This window comes from uncultured Campylobacter sp. (assembly GCF_938018145.1).
Taxonomy (GTDB): domain Bacteria; phylum Campylobacterota; class Campylobacteria; order Campylobacterales; family Campylobacteraceae; genus Campylobacter_A.
Genome location: NZ_CALIII010000381.1, coordinates 1 through 3,254 on the forward strand (window position 1 = coordinate 1; position 3,254 = coordinate 3,254).

The following is a 3,254-nucleotide window of genomic DNA, read 5'->3' on the forward strand; positions in this document are numbered from 1 at the left end:
CTTCGCTAGAAAAGGATAAAATCCAAAACTGGGGAAGCAAGACGTTTTATGGTAAGACCGGCGACCGACTCGACGCAAAAGAAACGGCCCTGCTAAATCTCCTGCAAGGATATATAGGTAAAAGAGACGGCGGCGACTGCTCGGGCTTCGTAACGCTTGTGAATAAAAAATTAAATCGAGACTTTTTCGACGAAAAGGAGCTCGATAAATTTTACACCAAGCACGGTCTAAAAAGCGAAGCTATGTTTAAGCTTTACGAGAGTAAAAATCTGATCGCCTTTGACGATCCGAAGGTTGGAGATTTGGTATTTTTCAACAACACGACTAGAAGCACGAAAAATAACAAAAAAGCAAAAATCGTCACTCACGTAGGCATAGTAAGTAGCGTAGAAAAAGATGGCACGGTTGGCTTTACGCATAACTCAAGAGGCAAAAATGCGGTGGATTTTATGAATCTAAAAAATAAAAACACGCGTAAAAAAGGCAACAAAGAGCTAAACTCCTATGTCGTATCTTGCAAAAATAACAATACGTCTTGCCTTGCGTCGAACAGATTTTCGGGATTTGGCAAAGCCAGCGTAAGGAGAAACTAAGTTTAACCGATTTTTGCTTATCGCTTCAAATTTACCGCCGTATCCGTATAATTTCGTCATCAAATTTACGGATCGGCGGCGGTAAATTTGACTTTCTAAATTTACTCTACGCCGAATTTACAGCAATATCTCCAAAAATCACAAAATATCCGCACGGGCGTTTCAAATTTGCTCGTTTTCATACAAAAAATCTCCAAATTTTATTTTACTATCCGATTTAAATACCAAATTTAACTTAAATGCTATAAAATTATCGTTACGAGTTAAATTTGATAAGGAAAAATATGCTGATAAAAACTGACGCCCCCGTATGGGTCGATATCTCGCGCTGTAAGGCGTGCGATATCTGCGTGAGCTGCTGTCCTGCGGGCGTACTGGCGATGGCCGTCGAACCGCGCGCGGTGCTAGGCAAAACGATCGAAGTCGTGCATCCGGAGTCCTGTATCGGGTGCCGCGAGTGCGAGCTGCACTGCCCCGATTTTGCTATTTACGTGGCGGAGAAGGGATTTAAATTCGCCAAACTAACCGCCGAAAGTAAAGAGCGCGCGACCGCCGTAAAAGAGAATAAATTTGAAAAATTAGAGGCGGAGCAATGAGCGAATTTTTAAATAATAACGGCGGCAAAAGAGAGATCATCGCTAGCGGCAACGAGCTAGTCGCGCTTGCGGCGGTGGAGTGCGGGTGTAACTTTTTCGGCGGTTATCCGATCACGCCAAGCAGCGAGATTGCACACGAACTAAGCGTGCTGCTGCCAAAGCACGGCGGCAAATTTATCCAGATGGAGGACGAGATCGCGGGCATCTCGGTAGCCCTTGGAGCCTCGATGAGCGGTGCAAAGGCGATGACTGCAAGCTCGGGCCCCGGCATCTCGCTAAAGGCCGAGCAGATCGGGCTTGGCTTTATCGCGGAGGTGCCGCTAGTGATCGTAAACGTCATGCGCGGCGGCCCTAGCACGGGGCTGCCTACCCGCGTGGCGCAGGGCGATCTCCTGCAGGCGAAAAACCCGACTCACGGCGACGTAAACAGCATCGTTATCGCGCCATCTAGCCTAGAGGAGTGCTATACGCAGACCGTTCGCGCGTTTAATCTCGCCGAGCGGTTTATGACGCCCGTGTTTTTACTGCTGGACGAAACGATCGGACACATGCACGCGAAGGCCGTGCTGCCGCAGATTAGTGAGCTTGAAATCTACTCGCGCAGGCAGTTTAGCGGCGACCCTGCCGACTACCGCCCATACAGGGCTGCGGCGGACGAGCCTGCTGTGCTAAATAAATTTTTCGGTGGTTACCGCTATCACGTTACTGGCCTGCATCACGGCGAGACGGGCTTTCCGACCGAGGACGGCGCGGTCGTGGACTACAACATCAAGCGCCTTTTTAACAAAATAAACGCGCACGCAGATGAGATCAATTTTTGCGAGGAGTTTATGCTAGATGACGCGGAGATTTGCATTATCGCGTTTGGCTCCGTAGCTCGCGCAGCAAAAGAAGCGGTGCTAAATTTACGCGAAAAAGGCGTGAAAGTAGGGCTTTTTAAGCCTATCACGCTATTTCCGACGCCAAGCGCGAAACTACGAGAAATCTCGGCTAAATTTAGCAAAATTTTGATCTGCGAGTTAAATTTGGGCCAGTATACGGGCGAGATAATCAAAGCCACGCTAAGAGAGGACTTTAAGACGCTGCTAAAAGCCAACGGTCGCCCGATCAGCCCGCAAGAAATCGCGCAAAAAATAGGAGAATTTGATGGCATTTAACTACGATAACTACCTACGCACGGACAAAATGCCGACTCTGTGGTGCTGGGGCTGCGGCGACGGCGTGATACTAAAGGCGCTAATCCGCGCAATCGACAAGCTCGGCTGGGACATGAACGACGTGTGCGTGGTCTCTGGCATCGGCTGCTCGGGGCGCTTTAGCTCCTACATCAACTGCAACACCGTCCACACGACGCACGGGCGCGCGATCGCCTACGCTACGGGTATCAAGCTCGCAAACCCGGACAAACACGTCATCGTAGTAACCGGCGACGGCGACGGACTCGCAATAGGAGGCAACCACACGATCCACGGATGCCGCAGAAATATAAATTTAAACCATGTTTTGATAAATAACTTCATCTACGGACTAACAAACTCCCAAACTAGCCCGACCACGCCGACCGGGTTTTGGACGGTGACGGCGCAGTACGGTAACGTAGATCCAAATTTTGACGCATGCAAGCTCGCAACCGCCGCAGGAGCGACATTTGTAGCGCGCAGCAGCGTGATAGAGCCCGCAAAGCTGGAAAAGATATTTGCCGAGGGCTTTGAGCATGACGGATACAGCTTTTTTGACGTATTTTCAAACTGCCACATAAATCTGGGCCGCAAAAACAAAATGGGCCAAGCTACGCAGATGCTGGAGTGGATAGATGGTCGCACGGTGAGCAAGGCTAAATTTGACGCGATGAGCGAGGATGAGCAGGAGGGTAAATTTCCGCTCGGAGTGCTGCATAAAGACGAGTCGCGCATGGAGTACACGAAGGCCTACGACATGGTGATAAAAGCCGCTAGAGACGGCGAGAAAATCGATTTTGGAGCGCTAAAATGAAAAGGCAGTTAAGATTCGTCGGGGTGGGTGGTCAGGGCGTGATTTTAGCGGGCGAGATTTTAGCCGCGGCTAA

The 3,254-nt window shown here is 49.7% G+C and carries 4 protein-coding genes and 1 pseudogene; all 5 read left to right on the forward strand.

Annotated elements, in window-relative coordinates:
- Positions 1–593, forward strand: a 593-nt coding sequence (locus Q0338_RS08825; protein WP_298086426.1) for a CHAP domain-containing protein, incomplete at its 5' end; no start/stop codon positions are given.
- Between the two features lie 284 nt (positions 594–877).
- Positions 878–1,189, forward strand: coding sequence for a 4Fe-4S dicluster domain-containing protein (locus Q0338_RS08830; RefSeq protein ID WP_298086427.1), 312 nt, complete (start codon positions 878–880; stop codon positions 1,187–1,189).
- Positions 1,186–2,346 carry a 2-oxoglutarate synthase subunit alpha gene (locus Q0338_RS08835; protein WP_298086428.1) on the forward strand — a complete coding sequence of 387 codons (1,161 nt, stop codon included), beginning with the start codon at positions 1,186–1,188 and terminating at the stop codon, positions 2,344–2,346. The genes Q0338_RS08830 and Q0338_RS08835 overlap by 4 nt, the downstream gene beginning before the upstream one ends.
- Positions 2,336–3,181, forward strand: coding sequence for a 2-oxoglutarate ferredoxin oxidoreductase subunit beta (locus Q0338_RS08840; RefSeq protein ID WP_298086429.1), 846 nt, complete (start codon positions 2,336–2,338; stop codon positions 3,179–3,181). The genes Q0338_RS08835 and Q0338_RS08840 overlap by 11 nt, the downstream gene beginning before the upstream one ends.
- Positions 3,178–3,254, forward strand: a pseudogene (gene oorC, locus Q0338_RS08845) (2-oxoglutarate:acceptor oxidoreductase); the annotation flags it as partial. The gene Q0338_RS08840 and the pseudogene oorC, both read left to right, overlap by 4 nt.

Coding starts and splice junctions, on each gene's coding strand:
- Q0338_RS08830 (WP_298086427.1), top strand. CDS start 878: ATGCTGATAAAAACTGACGCCCCCGTATGGGTCGATATCTCGCGCTGT.
- Q0338_RS08835 (WP_298086428.1), top strand. CDS start 1,186: ATGAGCGAATTTTTAAATAATAACGGCGGCAAAAGAGAGATCATCGCT.
- Q0338_RS08840 (WP_298086429.1), top strand. CDS start 2,336: ATGGCATTTAACTACGATAACTACCTACGCACGGACAAAATGCCGACT.